Source organism: Salinicola sp. (genome assembly GCF_982684285.1).
Genome location: NZ_CEXLVS010000097.1, coordinates 1 through 14,532, shown reverse-complemented (window position 1 = coordinate 14,532; position 14,532 = coordinate 1). Strand labels below are relative to the sequence as shown.

Sequence of the window (14,532 nt, the reverse complement as noted above, 5' to 3'; positions counted from 1 at the left end):
CGACGCCGACGCTGGCGCTGGTCGTGAGACGGGATCAGGAGATCGCGAGATTCGTGCCCAAGCCGTTCTGGGATGTCGTGGCCAATTTACAGGCGCAGGGTGGCCAGTTCCAGGCCAAATGGCTACCGACCAATGCCGATTGGCTCGATGAGGAGGATCGCTGCATCAACCAGGAGGCGGCGCGTACGGTCGCGGTCCGGTGCCAAGGGGCGCAGGCGACGGTGGCGTCTGTCGAGACATCGCGTAAACGTGAGGGCGCACCCTTGGTGATGGACCTGGGCACCTTGCAGCAGGAGTGCTCCAAGCGCTTCGGCTTCGGTGCCCAACAGGTGCTCAACATCGCTCAGTCGCTTTATGAGACACAAAAGGCTACGAGCTACCCGCGTACTGACTGCCGCTACCTGCCAACGTCGATGCTGTCCGAGGTCGGGGCCGTCGTGACGGCGCTCCTGCATTCGGACGAGAAGCTCGCGCCGGTGATCGAGCGCTTGGATCAGAATCTCAAGAGCCGCGTCTGGAACGACAGCAAGATCACGGCTCACCACGGGATCATTCCCACGACGATACCCTGCCGCATTGATCGGATGCGCGAGGAGGAGTTTCGCGTCTACGATCTCGTCCGTCGGCACTACCTGGCGCAGTTCCTGCCCGCCCATGAGTACGACCAGACCGATGCGCAGCTGGATCTCGCCGGCGAGACGTTCGTGGCCTCGGGGCGACAGGTGCGGGTCGAGGGCTGGAGAGCGCTGTTCCCCCGAGGGAAAGGCAAAGGGCAGGACGGTGACGACGAGCAGGAAGCGTCCGGTGCGCAGGCGCTCCCGCCTCTCTGTCAGGGGGAGAGCTGCGCGGTTGTGGATCTCATGGTGAAGGATCGTCAGACCCAACCGCCGAAGCCGTTTGCCGAGGGCACGTTGATCTCGGCGATGAAGAACGCCGCCCGGTTCGTGACTGACGAGCGGTTGCGGGCGCGACTGCGCGAGAGTGCCGGTATTGGTACCGAAGCCACTCGCGCCGGCATCATCGAGACGTTGCTCAAGCGAAGGTTCATTCGCAAGAAGGGGCGCACGATCGTCTCGACGCCGGTAGGGCAGGGACTGATTGCGGCGCTGCCGCCGCAGATCAGTAATCCGGGGATGACCGCGCTGTGGGAGCAGGCGCTGGATCAGGTCGCCGAGGGGGCGATGACACTGGATGATTTCATGGAGCGACAGGGCGCTCTGCTCGACAAGCTCATCGGGATCGCGCTCCAGCGTCCACAGCTGAATCTCCCCGAGGCACCCAGCGAAACCTGTCCCAAGTGCCAGGCGAAGAAGCGCAAACGCAAAAGCAGCAATGGCCCTTTCTGGTCGTGCTCCCACTACCCCGACTGCGACGGCACCAAAGCAATTTCAAAAGCAAGGCCTCAACGCCATTCCCCGAAGAAAGCAGCGAAGAGAAAAAGGAACTCCACTTGAACAACATTGTATATGGATACCAGGGTTTCATTTAGCAGAGCAGAGTGTTTGACGTTCACTATGGTATGATCCCGTCATTTAAATCGATAAATTTGAGGTTATGACCAGTGTCGTTATTGAGTGAATACACGAAGAAAGAGCAATTACTTAAGCAGCTGTCGGAAGAGCTCAAAGCATTAGAAAATGATCAGCGACTGAAAAAAGAGCTCGAGTTTAAAGAAAAACTCGAAGCACTGATGACGGAGTATGGCAAGAAGGCGAGGGATGTTATCGAATTATTGCCGAATGAATCCCCTTCTGCGTCTCAATCGTCTGCAACGAGCGGTCGACGAAAGCGAAAGCTCAAGATCTATAAGAACCCCAACACTGGCGAAATGATCGAGACTCGTGGTGGAAATCACAAAGTACTCAAGACTTGGAAGGACGAGCACGGCGGCGAGACCGTTGAAAGCTGGGTGGTTCGAGAAGAGCAGTAACGCCAGCTTCCCGTGTGGTAAGGCACACCAGCTTTGCCAAGCGGCTTGATGAAGGGGGAGGACTAACTGATAATGGTTAGGTACCCCGTTGCCAACTGACGGTCATCAGTTGGTCCCTTTGGACTCTCCGCGAGTCCGAACCCAAAGCGCTATCACCTGGCGAAAGAGCGCACCCCTTCGCAAGGCTCTCTTGCACTACATTGGCGTGTATGCGGGTTCCAGGTTCCCTATGTTTCAGGTCGACCGGTCGTCGACCACCTCTTCAAGCCCATCTCGACCGGCCAGCCAGGCATCTCCTCCGAGGGGTGACTCGCTGGCCGGTTGGACTTTGCTTCACAGTGGCGGCGCCCACCGCCTGACCCCTGGGTTCCCTTTGTGCGGGGATCCGCGCACAATCGTATCGGTCCAACGCCATGATTCGGGACCGGATGCAGTGGCAATCGAACCATGACTACGAGGGGCATGGCCGATGGCCAGCATGATGGCTGATTCATACTTGCTACCCGAACCGGTATCGGTGGCCGACTGGACGCGCAGTGCTGGTCCTCAATCCCAAGGCGAGGCGGCGAGTGTTCGCTGCCCCGGCTTGCGATTGACGATCGGGTTTAGGGGTTGACGCCGTGAAGAAGTGGCGCAATCCTATCGATGTAAGCCGCTGGTCACTGACGGTCATCAGTGACGCCCTTTGCCTTCGGGCAATTTCTGAAGCCGTTAACGCATCCCGAGAGACGGCGCTCACCTGAGCTGGATGCCACTTCTGAATTCTCGGCCTCGCGCCGAACCACCCATCCGGGGGAACACTTCCCCCGATGGGGTTGGTGTATCTCCTGGAGTTCCATGACTCAATCCAAGGAGCAACACCATGTCCAACTCGACCGATAATCAGTTCTTCGATCTCCATGTCACTGGCGTTGGCTACGTCAACCGGATCCGCAAGGTCACGCCCAAGCGTGGCAATCCCTTCTGGGCTTGTGACATATCCGCGTTGAACGGTCCTGCCAATGATGTGGAATATCGTCGCTTCGATTGTCGCGTCAGCGGCGCCGACGCGGAAAAACTGGTCAAGAAATTTGCCGCAACCGTGGCCGATCGCCAAGAGAAGGGTGGCAACGAACCCAAGATCCTGATCGGCTTCAAGCTCGGCGATCTCTATCCCGATCTGTTTACGCGAACCCGAGGCGAGCGAGCTGGTGAAACCGCCGTGAGCCTCAAGGCACGTCTACTGTTCGTCAATTGGGCCAAGGTTGATGGCGACAAAGTTTTTGAGGCGCCACGGCGTGAGGAAGTCTCGTCGGCCGATACCAGTGTCCAGGATGGCGATACAGCGCCGCAGGGAACCGGTGTGCCGGCCCGCCCCGCCGTCAGCGGATCGGTCGGCGCTGCCGAAGCGGTCGTCTGATTTCACCACAACCCATCCGGGAAGTTCGCTTCTAGGGGTGCGGTTTAACCCACCCGCTCGCAGGGAGATCTTTCCCTGATGGGCGACATCTCCCTTGCGGCATTGATTGGAGATGTCATGTCCTATCTATTTCGACTTCGTATCGCTCGCGCGATTTTCGACGCGGCCGATCGAATCAGCAGCAGCGTTACCGCTGCGTGCGTCGTTGCAGCTCTGCTGGGTCCAGCGCTCAAGACGCAGCCTGAAGGCTATTTCACCGCTTTCTGGGCAGGGGCGGTTTTCTTGCTTCTGACCCTGATCGCTGGTATCGCCAAAGGCATGCTAGACTCATTGATAACCAAGGCCGAAGCTGATGGAGGTGATGCCTAATGGATACTGCGACTCTGTTGCTTGGCACGATCTTCGTCGTACTCACCGTATCGATGACGATTGCCGGCGGGTACGCCTATACCATTCATCGCAAGCTGGAAGCGCGACGAAAGCGCTAATTCAGACTGGTCCTTACACGTCATGACAGCCTCCCTCGGGAGGCTGTTTTCGTTCCGGCGGGACCAATCTCCCAAAACGGTCACGTCGCCAGACAGACTTAACGTTTCTTCTCCCATCCGGGGCCATTTCCCGGTGGGATGGCTTCATTGATTCGAGGAGTCATCCATATGAAGCCGTACTGCATACAACCGGGGACCGCCGGTGATTCTCACAGTGTCTACGAGGGCAATCCTGCTTGGCCGGCGTGCCCCGTCGGGCATTTGCGCCCGGCCTTCGACATCGAACTTGACCACGGTCAGGGCCCCTGGATCGTGTTCGACACGTTGGGGCGCCCCTTTTCCGGTGACTCACCGGAGGCGGCACTCGAGGCATTCGCCGCTCGTCCGATGACTCGCGTCACAGTGACCTGAGCATCTTCTGAAACAATTCACCCAATCGGGGCCACGCCCCGAGGGGGTGGCTCCTATCCCATCGATACACCAAGGAGCAATCCCATGAGTGACTTTCTGACTTATCAGCTGGCCAGCGAAGACGTGGATGTGTTTCTGGCCGCACTTAGACTGCCACAGCGAACATCATAACCATTGCAATCCAGGACATCGGCGGGGACAGTCTGGACGTGGTCAACATCGACAGGCTGTGCTAAAGGCTCAACCTGGATGGAGAGACTGACCATCAGGAGAGGCGAGACATGCTGATTCGGCGCTTTCGTGCGGAGCTGTCGCGACCCGAGTGGAATTCGGATACGGCAGCCAATCTGGCAACGTCACTGTCCGATGCCGGCTGGCCGATATTTTACCCGCAGCATGAGGGGTGGACTCTGGATGTCGTGAATGGAGCTTACACCGATGGCCCTTTCCGGTCCGATGCCGAGGCGATCACCTCGATTGCGCGGTATTTCGCCAGCGGTAGTCGGTGGCATGGTCAGGTACTGGACACTATCGGCATGACGGCCTGTGGGCATGGTCTTCCGCTGATGCGAATCGTTGGTTATGGCCTCAACGCGATCGACGTGGTGGTCGCCAACGAGACGCAACAGGAGGACTGTCTTGATATGGGCTATCGCCCACATCCGTTTGAACCGGCGAGCTGGTCTATCTTTGACGCGATACGGAAAGCGGTTAAGCCCGCTGGATAGCCGATAGGCCCGATCAGCAGGGTGCGCTGGGATACTGCGCGGCAAGACTGGGCGTGGTACTCAATGACGAGATCAAGCAGTCGTTTTCCACCTACTTCCAGTGAGTCACTCCAAACGCCCTACGGGGCGTTTGTTTTTGTTGGTCAACAAAATCGGTACGAGTGCAATTAACATTTCCCGTCGCTAGTGTGAGTGGCCTTCGGCACGGTGAACCCGATCATTCAGGTTCCCCCGCGCGAGGCCAAACTCGATGTATCCCTTCCAGAAAACCCGTGTCGTTCCCTTAGCATTCTTGATTGCGCTGCTTGCCGGTTGCGCGCATCAGCAACCAGCTCCGCAGCCAAGCGAGAGTGAGCGTCTGGCAGCCGACTATCCCGACGCTGATAAGGTGACCGTCGCTCGGACCGATGGAACGGGTCAGTCCCGAGTGGTAGCCACCGGACTGGATCAGCCCACCCATGAGGTCGAGCCCGACGTCTACCGTGATCGCGACGCGTCACGAGTCGAGGTGATGCGAGGCGGACGCTATGCACTGGTCACGGCCAATGCGACGTTGCAACAGCGCAATCTCCTCGAGCAGACCGTCAATATCTCGATCCCCGTATCGATGAATCCCTCTGTCGAGGATGGGCTGCGCTACACCTTGCAACACACCGGCTACAGCCTCTGCGCTCCCCAGGGAGAACCCCAGGAATTGCTCTATAGCCGGGCACTGCCAGCGGCGCATTTCCGGCTGGGGCCGATGCCGCTGCGTGAGACGCTTCAGGTGCTCGCAGGCAGTGCCTTCGAGGTCCAGGCCGATCCCATCGCACGGACCATCTGCTATCAGGTGCGCGACCAGCGTCTGATCGAGGAGACCGGTCATGACGGATGAACGTCGCAACCCCGAGGAATCTAGTGTGCAGGAGCATGAGACCAATCTGGCGTCGCCCGCTGAGCCCGACGCCGGGCGTCGGGAGCCTTCCTTGTCCCATCGCGATGACGTCAGTGACGAGGAGCCCGACTACTCCCAACGCGATGACGGCAGTGACGAGAACCCCGGCCACACGCCCTATGTCGAGCGACGAAAACGGTGGAACCCACTGCGGCTTTCGTTCTTGGTGCTGGGTGCCGTCATCGTTCTGGGGCTTGTCTACTTCCTCTTTTTCGCCGATAGCGAGCCGGAAGGGCCGACGGTGGAATCCCGCGTGCAATCCCAGCAGCAGGTGATCGATCAGCTGCGCGTGAGTATTGAGGAGCTGCAGAGCGGCCAGGACGAGCGACGCAGCGAGGCCGAGGGTGCGAGCAACCGCATGGGCGAGATCGCCTCGCGTCTCGACGATCTCGAGGAACGTCGACAGGGATCGCCACTGCAGGCGCTGCCCGAGCGCGTCCAGGCGCTTTCCCATCGGATCGATGAGCTGTCCAACTCCGTGGACATGCGATTCAGTGCGGCGCAGGAGAAGGAACAGTCACTTGAAGCGTCGATTGAGGAGGTGCGCAAGCTGCGCGCGAGTCAGAAGACGAGCGCCCAGGAGAGCCAGCCCAGCGGTCAACGCCAGGCTGATCGCAAGCCCGAGCCGCCGTCACCGCCGTTTTCGGTTTCGGGTGTCGAGCTGCGCGGCGGGCGTAGTTATCTCACGGTGGCATCCGGCAATGCCGGTCGCTTGAGCGATCTGCGACTGGTCGCTGTGGGGCAGAACATTGGTCAGTGGCACCTCTCGTCGATCGACGGCCATTCGGCCGCGTTCACCATCAACGGCCAGACCGTGGTCGTCCCGGTTCCTTGAGGAGAGATCCATGACGATGAATCTTGATAAACGCCTGGGTATCGCGCTTTTGCTATTCGCTGCCATGCCCGTCTGGGCGCAGGAAGGGCACCAGAGCGAGTCGACTCGAATCGATCAGACACGCCTCGAACAAAGCAACCAGCAAGCTGCCGAGGCCTGGGGGCTGAACCAGCAGGAGTATCGACGCTACGAGTCGATCATGGAGGGGCCGCGCGGCACCTGGTCTCCCAATCTGGATCCGCTGACCGCATTGGGCCTCGAGGCGCGCAGTCAGGCTGAACGCCAGAAGTACGCCGAGAAGCTCGTCGAGACCGAGCGTGCCCGCGTCGAAGCGGAACTCGCATTCCAGCGCGCCTACGACGACGCCTGGCAGCGGCTCTATCCCAACGATATGCCGGTCAACTCCTTCACCACGAAAGGGGGCGAGGACGCGACGCAATCGGTGTTCGGCAGTCATCCGTCGGCATCCAGCGAGCGCCTGAACATCGTGGTGGCTACCGAGGGCTGTAGCCAGTGCGAGGCCACCGTGAAGCGGCTGCTGAGTACCGGGGCGGCCATGGATATCTGGGTCGTGGATTCCAATGGTGACGATGATCGCATCCGCAGCTGGGCGGCCGAGATGGGCATTTCGCCGGCGAGGGTTCGTGCTGGCACGATCACGCTCAACCATGGCGGCTCGCTGAACGTCGACAGCAGCGATCTGCCGCGCGTCGCCTCGAGGGGCTGATCCATGATGCGTCGAGCGTTGAGGACAGCAGCGGCTGGATTGGCAGCGGCGTTGGCTACCGGTGTCGTTCACGCCGGCCAATCCGACCACCTCGATATTCCTTCGGCCTACGTGGTCGCCGCAGAGGATCACGGGGTGCCGCCTGAAATGCTTTACGCGGTGGCCAGCGCCGAGTCGGTGGTAAGTCTCGACGCTGGTCGTCGCCCCTGGCCCTGGACACTGAACGTCGCTGGCAAGTCGATGCGCTTCGGTGATCGTGCCTCCGCGTGCCTGGCGCTGACCGAGGCGCTCGAGACGACGCAGATCGTCGATGTTGGGATCGCGCAGCTCAATGTGCGCTGGCAGCCGCAGCTGTTCGGTGCCAGTCAGCGTTTCGCGGATCCCTGCGACGGTCTCGATCCCTACGCCAATCTTGAGGAAGCGGCGGCACTGATTCGTCGCCACTTCGATGACGCCGGCGATTGGTTGATCGCGGCGGGACGATACCACCGTCCGGCCGGTGGGCGTCCCGCCGAGCGCTATCGTGGCGTAGTCAGTGATGAGCTGGTTCGGCTTGGCACGCCCCCTTCTCTGGAAGCGGCGTCGCCGGCACTGATGGCCGCGCGTCAGGCTCCAGCGCCAAAACGAGCCCGCCGGGCTGGCGTGGTGTCGGCATCGAACTCCACAACAGCTGCGCCAGCGGAGGCGTTGACCTGGGTGACACCAAGCCCACGGCCCCCTGAATCTGGCGTCACCTGGGTGACGCCTGAACAGCGACCCTGGATGGCGGAAGTCGCGACCCGATAGGAGTCCCCAATGCAAAAATCTCTCTGCTTCAGCCTGCTACCGCTATACGCAGTGATGCTGATGTCGACGGCGGCATTCGCACAAGCTCCCGCCGAGCGCCCACCGGGGCTGCCTCAGCTGACCGTGGTCGCCGATCACGGTGGCGAATCCGCACGACCCTATTACGTGGCCATCAAGGGCGCGGGCGTCGACGAAGAGGAGGGCTACTCGCCGCAACTGGGCGGCGAATCACGTCCGTCCCGACCCTACGGGGAGCAGGACATGCTGCCGCTCGAGAGCGAGCAACTGACGCCCGGCACCGTGACGCCGCGTCAGTTGGATCTTCCCGGCGGGTTCACGTCGATCTTCCTGATCGGCGATGACGATCTATCCCGGCAATGGCTCGCCCAGCGCGGTGACATTCTGCGCGAGATGAATGCGGTAGGGCTGGTCGTGCAGGTTCGTGACGAACAGTCCCTGCAGGCACTTCGCAATGCTGCCCAGGGGCTCGAGCTTCGTCCTGTCTCCGGCGATGGCCTGGCTGAGCGGCTGGGACTACATCACTACCCAGCGCTGATCAGTCAGCGAGGGATCGAGCAATGAGCGGCAACCATCCCCTAGAATCGCTCCTGCGACCGGCGGTCGAGCTGTACACCGTCTGGGTCTGCGCCGGTTGCGCGGTCTTGTGCATCTGGGCGCCCTGGTCACTGGCACTGACGCCCAGCGTGGGCATCACCACAGCGGCGGGATTCGCGGCTTTTGGTGCCTGGCGCTTTCGCCAGGCATGGATCGTGTTGCGTTATCGCCATGCCATGCGGCGCTTACCCCGGTTCGCGCTACCTGCGCGCAAAGTGCCATTGAGTCGACGTAGCCTGTGGTTGGGCAAGGGGTTCAAATGGGATGCCCAGCACACGCAGCGACTCCATGAATCACGACAGCCAGCCGCCAAGATCTACGTCCAGCCAAGCCCCTGGTATCAGCGTGCAAGGCGGCTGGAACAGTCGATGGAAGGAGGTGCGGTTGGCCAGCACATCGCAGAGCTGCTGCGCTGGGACTCGTTTCTGAATCCAGTAAGGCCTCTGCCACCGGTTGGAGGTCGTCCTGCGCTGCATGCAGTAGAGCCAAATGAACATGATGTCTGGATGCCTCTGGGCGAGCGGGTAGGGCACACCCTCGTCGAGGGCACGACGCGCGTGGGCAAGACGCGCCTGGCCGAAATTCTGATCACCCAAGACATTCGACGTGGTGACATCACGATCTGCTTCGATCCCAAAGGCGACGCGGACTTGATGATGCGCATGTACGCCGAGGCCCAGAAGGCCGGGCGCGGTGACGAGTTCTACATCTTCCACCTGGGCTGGCCGGACGTCTCGTGTCGCTACAACGCCGTGGGGCGCTTTTCGCGGCTTTCCGAGGTGCCGACCCGGGTGACTGGCCAGCTCTCTGGCGAGGGCAATTCTGCTGCGTTTCGGCAGTTTGCCTGGCGCTTCGTGAACATCGTGGCTCGCGCACGCCACGCACTCGGTGAGCGGCCCAGCTATGGTCAGATCCTGGCCGACGTGGTGAATATCGATGCGTTGCTGATGCAGTACGTTCAGGAGACGCTGGAGCAGCAGATGCCGGGGTCGAATCAGCAGATCACCGACATCGAGGGCAAGCTCAATGACCGCAACATGCCCCGCAATATGGTCGGGCGTCACAAGCGCGTCGTGGCGATCGTCCAGTATCTGCAACAGCCGGAGGTGATCGAGTCGCTGAGTGACCCTGTGCTGGACGGTCTGCTCTCTGCCGTGCGCTACGACAAGACCTACTTCGACAAGATCGTGGCGTCGCTGCTGCCGCTGCTCGAGAAGCTAACCAGCGGCAAGATCGCGGAGCTGCTCTCACCGGACTACGACGACATCGAGGACGAGCGCCCGATCATCGACTGGCAGCAGATCATTCGCAAGAAGGGGGTGGTCTATGTCGGGCTCGACGCGCTTTCCGATTTCGAGGTGGCTCAGGCGGTGGGCAACTCGATGTTCGCTGACATCGTGTCGGTGGCCGGTCACATCTACAAGTTCGGCTCCGAGGATGGGCTACCCGGTCAGAGGGATAGACAAAAACAACCCATCAACCTGCACTGCGATGAGTTCAACGAGCTAATGGGAGATGAATTCATCCCGCTGATTAACAAGGGTGGCGGTGCCGGTATCCAGGTGACGGCCTACACCCAGACGCTGTCCGACATCGAGGCGCGAATCGGTAACGCTGCCAAAGCGGGGCAGGTGGTGGGTAACTTCAACAATGTCATCATGCTGCGTGTGCGCGAGGAGCGCACCGCGCGTCTGCTCACCGATCAGTTGGCTATGGTCAACGTGTCCACGCGGCTGATGGTCTCGATGGCCAGCGACAACGCCGACGTCAACAGTGATCAGGACTTCAGCTCCTCGGCGGGTGATCGTATCGGGACCGAGTCAGTGGACATGCTGACCCCCAATGACGTGATCAATTTGCCCAAGGGGCAAGCGTTCGCGCTGCTCGAGGGCGGTCAGCTGTGGAAGATCCGCATGCCGCTGCCGTTGCCGGACAAGACCGAAGACGTGCCGAAGGACGTGGCGGACATCGCCGCCCGAATGCGGGCGAAGTACGCCACGGGCGATCAGTGGTGGGAAGGCGTGATGCCGCCGCCGATTCATCTGGACTTCGCCAAGCCCCCGAGCCCGAGCAGCAAGGAAACCGCCGGTCGCGACACCGCTGATGTCGACGCTAGCGTCAGTGCCGAGGGGGTAAATCATGGCGAGGGATGAAGCCCCGGCACAGCGCGCCGAGAAGAAGCGCAGCGGTCTCGTCGGCACGCTGCTAAAGCTGCCGTTTACACTGATGTGGATCGTGTTCCTCTCGATCATCTGCAGCGTATTGATCGAATGGATCGGTATCTACTTCGACTGGTTCAGTCAGGCAGGATCGGACCACGCCCATCAGACCATGCTTTCCGAGATGGGGTATCTGGACAGCCAGTTCTCTCAGTCGCTGCTGGTGTCATCGCCGGTCGAGTTCGCCACGATGATCGTGGACACCGGCTATGAATGGCTTTTCATGAAGACAGGCATCGCGGGCTGGGTCGAGCAGGGTGCCGATGCCGTGGGTTGGGCTGGCACGCTAAAAACCTACCTGCAGGCGGCCATGTTCGTGACCCTGATGACACTGACACGCTGTGTCATCCTGATGCTGACCTCACCGCTGTTCATCATGGCCGCTCTGGTGGGCTTCATCGATGGCCTGGTGAGTCGCGATCTGCGCCGCTTCGGTGCGGGGCGCGAATCGGCGTTCATCTATCATCACGCCAAGCGGATGGTGACGCCGGTCTTTCTGACCGGCTGGCTGATCTACTTGTCGCTGCCGTTCTCGATCCACCCGAATCTGTTCCTGCTGCCCTGTGCGTTGCTATTCGGGCTAATGATCGCGATCGCGACATCGAGCTTCAAGAAGTACCTTTAAGGCTGCGCTTATTGGCGCGACATCCGGCCCCGCTCGAGCGGGGCCGGATACGTTTGAGTCCCCCAAGAATACCCCGCTGTTTCGCTTAACGTTTCCGGCTGATCCCTGGGTGGGTTGCCTCGACCATGAGGCCATGTCGTCACCACTCACGACGGGACTCAACCATGACGGTGCGCCAACGCATTTCCCTCTCTTCTGTGTTCACAAGCCTCGTGCTGGTCAGCGGTCTGTCGGCCCTTGCCCGGGCCGATGACATCGACGAGATCCAGCGCCGGGACCTGGCACTGATCCAGACCCAAATCGAGCAAATCAAGGTCGTGGTCGACCGCATCGATGCCCGTCAGCAACAGGCTGACCCTGAGACCACGCGGGTCTATTTCGACATCCCGCGTTTGCGCGATGACCTGCATTCCATTACCAGCGGTATCGATGCCTATCTCGCTCCTGATCGTTTGCTGCCACGACAGCCCCAGCCGCTCGATGGCGACTACCTCGACGATCGGGGGCAGTAGTGGAGGCATTCGAGGCGGGGGCCGGCATGGGAGGCCAGGAGCTTTCCTGGCTCATCGCCGGCGTGGGCTGTAGCGCCGCGCTGTTGCTCGTTATCTGGATTCTGATGTCGGCGTATCGCGGTTGGGGCAAGGGCCGTATCGACGGCGACGTCCTGTCCTCCGTGGTGCTCAAGTCGCTGTTGCTGGTGCTGTTGTTTTTCTGGTTGTTCCTGTCCTGACAGGGGCGGCTCGAAGGTCCCCATACGGGGAAAAGAAGAGCCCTTGTGGGTTCTTGGTCGTAACGGGCAATCATCTCTCAAGAGGACGCAATCATGTCGCTTCAATCCTTCTATCGTCGCCTGTCCAATGGGGTCACTCGGGGCTGCCAGAAGCTGGTGGTGCTGGCCAGCACGGCCTTGCCGAGCCTGGCGCTGGCCGACCTTCCGACCCTCGAAGAGCCGACTCAGGGCGGGGACGGCATTCGCTCGACGGCGCAGGGGTATATGTACGACGGCTTCGTCTTGGCGGGACTGCTGCTTTGCACCGCTGCCTTCATCTGGGTGGGCATCGGCTGCCTCGCCTCGTTCAACGAAGGTCGACAACGCGGGGAGTGGACCAAGTTCGGCGTGACCGCGTTCATCGGCGTCGTACTGATCCTTGTCATCATCTGGCTCAGTACCGAAGCCGCACCGATCCTGGCTCAGTGAGGATCGGGTCATGGCAAGCATCGATTTCCTGCCGAAACGTATCAACGATGCCCCGGTGGTGTTTCGGGGCATGACGCTTCGGGAAGTCTGCATCATGGCTGTGACGGGGTTCGTCAGCGGCATGCTTCCGGGCATCGTGCTGGCGATCCTGTTCGGGATGCCTGCCATGGCGCCTACCGTTGCCGTGGCGGTCATGGCACTCGCATTGGTTGCCGGCGGCACTGTCATGCGCCGGCTACGCCGTGGCCGACCTCCCTCGCTGCTCTATCGCCAGATCCTGTACCGACTCGCCGTCTACGGCATCAACACCGGTGGCGAAACCCTCATTACTCGCTCGAGCACTTACCGCGTAGGGCGTGAACCCCGGGACCGAGGAGAACTGCGATGAGTCGTTTGCGTAACGCGCTGGGTGCGCGCGACGCCCATATCACGACGCTGCGCGGCGTCATCATCGTGCTGGTGCTGTTCTGCGCCGGGATGGGCTTGGGCTGGTACAGCGCGCCCAAGGATCTGACCATTTCCATCCCGCCGGATCTGCGCAGTGGCTCGACGCAGAAGTGGTGGGAGAAGCCGCCGTCCGCCGTCTATGCCTTCACCACCTACGTTTGGCAGCAGATCAACCGCTGGCCGGCCAACGGTGAGGAGGACTACAAGCGAAACCTCTACGCCTATTCACCGTTCCTCACGCCGTCCTGCCAGGCAGAACTGGAGGAGGACTATCGCTATCGCAAGCAGCGCAACGAGCTGGATCAGCGTGAACGCATGGTCTTCGAAATTCCCGGTCGCGGATTCAGCAGTGCCCAGTCCGGCCCCGGGGCGGTCGAGATCGTGTCGCGGGATCAGTGGATCGTGAACCTGGATCTCGCCGTCAAGGAAACCTACGCCGGTACGCCCGTCCGCGACGTCTACATGCGTTTTCCGATCCGAGTGGTGCGTGCCGAGGGCGATCCACAGAACAACAAGTGGGGCATGCAGATCGATTGCCTGGCCCGCCCAGCCCAGCGACTGGAAATCCCCAAGCAGGAGGATGACTCATGAATCGCCTCAAGGCGTCGATGTTGAGAGGCGGGTTGTGCGCCTCGCTGTTGAGTATGGCGATCCAGGCTCACGCCGTTGAGATTCTGCACTGGGATCGCAAGCCGCTGGACGTCGATCTTCCCGTGGGTAGCGAACGGGTCATCGTGCTGGATCGCAATGTGCGGGTGGGGCTACCGCGCGAGATCGCGGATCCTAGCGTGCTGCGGGTACAGAGTGCTGGCGGGGCGATCTATCTCAAGGCCGATCAGCCCTTCGATACCCAGCGTGTACGCATCCAGGACGTCGAGACCAACGAGGTCGTGTTGTTCGATCTGACCGCAAAGGAAAGCGGCGCGAGCGATGAGGACATCAAGGTGGTGATCCCGGAGGAGGGCACCAGCAACGCATCGTCCGAGCCATTGTCATCGGAGGGTCAGGCAACACAGGACGGCGATCAGGAAGGCGAGGAGCCCTCGGTGGGTACACCGGTGCCGGTGGTGCTGACCCGTTTCGTGGCGCAGTCGCTGTATGCACCGAGTCGCACCATTGAACCGGTGAAGGGGCTCAACCGGGTGGCGATGCGCCTACCCGACAACATGCCGTCACTGCTGCCCTCGCTA

The 14,532-nt window shown here is 61.0% G+C and carries 18 protein-coding genes; all 18 read left to right on the top strand.

Annotation, left to right across the window (positions count from 1 at the left end; all coding sequences use genetic code 11):
• The first annotated feature begins 11 nt into the window (after nucleotides 1–11).
• Entirely contained in the window at nucleotides 12–1,454 is a 1,443-nt protein-coding gene (locus AC3AYF_RS10280) for a DNA topoisomerase (RefSeq protein ID WP_487779702.1), read from the top strand.
• 107 nt (nucleotides 1,455–1,561) lie between these two features.
• A complete protein-coding gene (locus tag AC3AYF_RS10275; protein ID WP_295038908.1) occupies nucleotides 1,562–1,930 on the top strand; it encodes a histone-like nucleoid-structuring protein, MvaT/MvaU family in 369 nt (122 codons plus the stop codon).
• A gap of 862 nt (nucleotides 1,931–2,792) precedes the next feature.
• On the top strand, nucleotides 2,793–3,329 hold the full coding sequence (locus tag AC3AYF_RS10270; RefSeq protein WP_295038906.1) for an STY4534 family ICE replication protein: 537 nt from the start codon (nucleotides 2,793–2,795) through the stop codon (nucleotides 3,327–3,329).
• A 78-nt stretch (nucleotides 3,330–3,407) separates the two neighbouring features.
• Nucleotides 3,408–3,698 carry a hypothetical protein gene (locus AC3AYF_RS10265; RefSeq protein ID WP_295038904.1) on the top strand — a complete coding sequence of 97 codons (291 nt, stop codon included), beginning with the start codon at nucleotides 3,408–3,410 and terminating at the stop codon, nucleotides 3,696–3,698.
• 811 nt (nucleotides 3,699–4,509) lie between these two features.
• On the top strand, nucleotides 4,510–4,956 hold the full coding sequence (locus tag AC3AYF_RS10260; protein ID WP_295038902.1) for a hypothetical protein: 447 nt from the start codon (nucleotides 4,510–4,512) through the stop codon (nucleotides 4,954–4,956).
• Between the two features lie 427 nt (nucleotides 4,957–5,383).
• Entirely contained in the window at nucleotides 5,384–5,830 is a 447-nt protein-coding gene (pilL2, locus tag AC3AYF_RS10255; RefSeq protein ID WP_295038901.1) for a PFGI-1 class ICE element type IV pilus protein PilL2, read from the top strand.
• Nucleotides 5,820–6,725 carry a coiled-coil domain-containing protein gene (locus tag AC3AYF_RS10250; RefSeq protein ID WP_295038899.1) on the top strand — a complete coding sequence of 302 codons (906 nt, stop codon included), beginning with the start codon at nucleotides 5,820–5,822 and terminating at the stop codon, nucleotides 6,723–6,725. The genes pilL2 and AC3AYF_RS10250 overlap by 11 nt, the downstream gene beginning before the upstream one ends.
• Nucleotides 6,726–6,735: 10 nt before the next feature.
• Nucleotides 6,736–7,452 carry a TIGR03759 family integrating conjugative element protein gene (locus AC3AYF_RS10245; protein ID WP_295038897.1) on the top strand — a complete coding sequence of 239 codons (717 nt, stop codon included), beginning with the start codon at nucleotides 6,736–6,738 and terminating at the stop codon, nucleotides 7,450–7,452.
• Nucleotides 7,453–7,455: 3 nt separating this feature from the next.
• Nucleotides 7,456–8,238: a lysozyme family protein gene (locus tag AC3AYF_RS10240; protein WP_295038896.1), complete on the top strand. Its 783-nt coding sequence runs from the start codon at nucleotides 7,456–7,458 to the stop codon at nucleotides 8,236–8,238.
• Nucleotides 8,239–8,247: 9 nt separating this feature from the next.
• Nucleotides 8,248–8,820: an integrating conjugative element protein gene (locus AC3AYF_RS10235; protein WP_295038895.1), complete on the top strand. Its 573-nt coding sequence runs from the start codon at nucleotides 8,248–8,250 to the stop codon at nucleotides 8,818–8,820.
• Nucleotides 8,817–11,006, top strand: a complete 2,190-nt coding sequence (traD, locus tag AC3AYF_RS10230) for a type IV conjugative transfer system coupling protein TraD (protein WP_295038893.1) — start codon at nucleotides 8,817–8,819, stop codon at nucleotides 11,004–11,006. Before AC3AYF_RS10235 ends, traD begins: the two co-directional genes overlap by 4 nt.
• On the top strand, nucleotides 10,993–11,697 hold the full coding sequence (locus AC3AYF_RS10225; protein WP_295038891.1) for a TIGR03747 family integrating conjugative element membrane protein: 705 nt from the start codon (nucleotides 10,993–10,995) through the stop codon (nucleotides 11,695–11,697). Before traD ends, AC3AYF_RS10225 begins: the two co-directional genes overlap by 14 nt.
• A gap of 164 nt (nucleotides 11,698–11,861) precedes the next feature.
• The gene (locus AC3AYF_RS10220; RefSeq protein WP_295038889.1) at nucleotides 11,862–12,209 is read left to right on the top strand and encodes an integrative conjugative element protein, RAQPRD family; all 348 of its coding nucleotides are present in this window, start codon (nucleotides 11,862–11,864) and stop codon (nucleotides 12,207–12,209) included.
• Nucleotides 12,209–12,427 carry a TIGR03758 family integrating conjugative element protein gene (locus AC3AYF_RS10215; protein WP_295038887.1) on the top strand — a complete coding sequence of 73 codons (219 nt, stop codon included), beginning with the start codon at nucleotides 12,209–12,211 and terminating at the stop codon, nucleotides 12,425–12,427. The genes AC3AYF_RS10220 and AC3AYF_RS10215 overlap by 1 nt, the downstream gene beginning before the upstream one ends.
• Nucleotides 12,428–12,520: 93 nt before the next feature.
• A complete protein-coding gene (locus AC3AYF_RS10210) occupies nucleotides 12,521–12,895 on the top strand; it encodes a TIGR03745 family integrating conjugative element membrane protein (RefSeq protein WP_295038886.1) in 375 nt (124 codons plus the stop codon).
• Between the two features lie 10 nt (nucleotides 12,896–12,905).
• Entirely contained in the window at nucleotides 12,906–13,283 is a 378-nt protein-coding gene (locus tag AC3AYF_RS10205) for a TIGR03750 family conjugal transfer protein (RefSeq protein ID WP_295038884.1), read from the top strand.
• Nucleotides 13,280–13,933 (top strand): PFL_4703 family integrating conjugative element protein, encoded by a 654-nt coding sequence (locus AC3AYF_RS10200; RefSeq protein ID WP_295038882.1) that lies wholly within the window; start codon nucleotides 13,280–13,282, stop codon nucleotides 13,931–13,933. The genes AC3AYF_RS10205 and AC3AYF_RS10200 overlap by 4 nt, the downstream gene beginning before the upstream one ends.
• Nucleotides 13,930–14,532: TIGR03749 family integrating conjugative element protein (locus AC3AYF_RS10195; RefSeq protein ID WP_487779701.1), on the top strand; the 603-nt coding region annotated here is incomplete at its 3' end. The genes AC3AYF_RS10200 and AC3AYF_RS10195, both read left to right, overlap by 4 nt.

Coding starts and splice junctions, on each gene's coding strand:
- AC3AYF_RS10270 (WP_295038906.1), top strand. CDS start 2,793: ATGTCCAACTCGACCGATAATCAGTTCTTCGATCTCCATGTCACTGGC.
- AC3AYF_RS10265 (WP_295038904.1), top strand. CDS start 3,408: ATGGGCGACATCTCCCTTGCGGCATTGATTGGAGATGTCATGTCCTAT.
- AC3AYF_RS10260 (WP_295038902.1), top strand. CDS start 4,510: ATGCTGATTCGGCGCTTTCGTGCGGAGCTGTCGCGACCCGAGTGGAAT.
- AC3AYF_RS10250 (WP_295038899.1), top strand. CDS start 5,820: ATGACGGATGAACGTCGCAACCCCGAGGAATCTAGTGTGCAGGAGCAT.
- AC3AYF_RS10245 (WP_295038897.1), top strand. CDS start 6,736: ATGACGATGAATCTTGATAAACGCCTGGGTATCGCGCTTTTGCTATTC.
- AC3AYF_RS10240 (WP_295038896.1), top strand. CDS start 7,456: ATGATGCGTCGAGCGTTGAGGACAGCAGCGGCTGGATTGGCAGCGGCG.
- AC3AYF_RS10235 (WP_295038895.1), top strand. CDS start 8,248: ATGCAAAAATCTCTCTGCTTCAGCCTGCTACCGCTATACGCAGTGATG.
- traD (WP_295038893.1), top strand. CDS start 8,817: ATGAGCGGCAACCATCCCCTAGAATCGCTCCTGCGACCGGCGGTCGAG.
- AC3AYF_RS10225 (WP_295038891.1), top strand. CDS start 10,993: ATGGCGAGGGATGAAGCCCCGGCACAGCGCGCCGAGAAGAAGCGCAGC.
- AC3AYF_RS10220 (WP_295038889.1), top strand. CDS start 11,862: ATGACGGTGCGCCAACGCATTTCCCTCTCTTCTGTGTTCACAAGCCTC.
- AC3AYF_RS10210 (WP_295038886.1), top strand. CDS start 12,521: ATGTCGCTTCAATCCTTCTATCGTCGCCTGTCCAATGGGGTCACTCGG.
- AC3AYF_RS10205 (WP_295038884.1), top strand. CDS start 12,906: ATGGCAAGCATCGATTTCCTGCCGAAACGTATCAACGATGCCCCGGTG.
- AC3AYF_RS10200 (WP_295038882.1), top strand. CDS start 13,280: ATGAGTCGTTTGCGTAACGCGCTGGGTGCGCGCGACGCCCATATCACG.